This is a genomic window from Arthrobacter sp. Dra40 (assembly GCF_059091905.1).
The window spans coordinates 1-387 of the sequence record NZ_JBNHHB010000578.1 but is presented as its reverse complement, the minus strand read 5'-3'; the positions used below and the strand labels follow the sequence as shown (position 1 = coordinate 387).

General features: G+C 72.1%; 1 protein-coding gene. It reads right to left on the bottom strand.

Annotated elements, in window-relative coordinates; all coding sequences use genetic code 11:
* A partial coding sequence (locus AC5RWT_RS38080) for a DUF222 domain-containing protein (RefSeq protein WP_494084718.1) occupies nt 1-387 on the bottom strand: 387 nt, incomplete at both ends.

Sequence of the window (387 nt, the reverse complement as noted above, 5' to 3'; positions counted from 1 at the left end):
CGTGTTTGCGGCAGCCGGCAAACGGACACACCTCGTCCCGTTTCCGCACCATCCGGGCCAGATCCGCCGGCGGCCGGTACCGGGTCCTGCCGTAGGAAAGCCTGGCCCCGGTCTCCGGATGCGTCAGGATCCGGTAAAACGACCTCGCATCCGCACACAACTGCCGGGCCGCGTCCGCCGGGATCGGACCGAACCCGTCCAGCGTCGCCGGTTCCTCGCCCAGCCCCAGCAGAGACAGCACCGGGACGGAGACCGCCGGCTCGGCGTGGATCCCGGCCGCCGGGCCGGTATCCATCCCCGCGTGCACGAGCAGGTCCGTAAACACATCCGCCCGCAACTGGCCCCTGGACCGGGTCTCGCCGTCCTGGGCGCGCAGGTGCGCGGCGG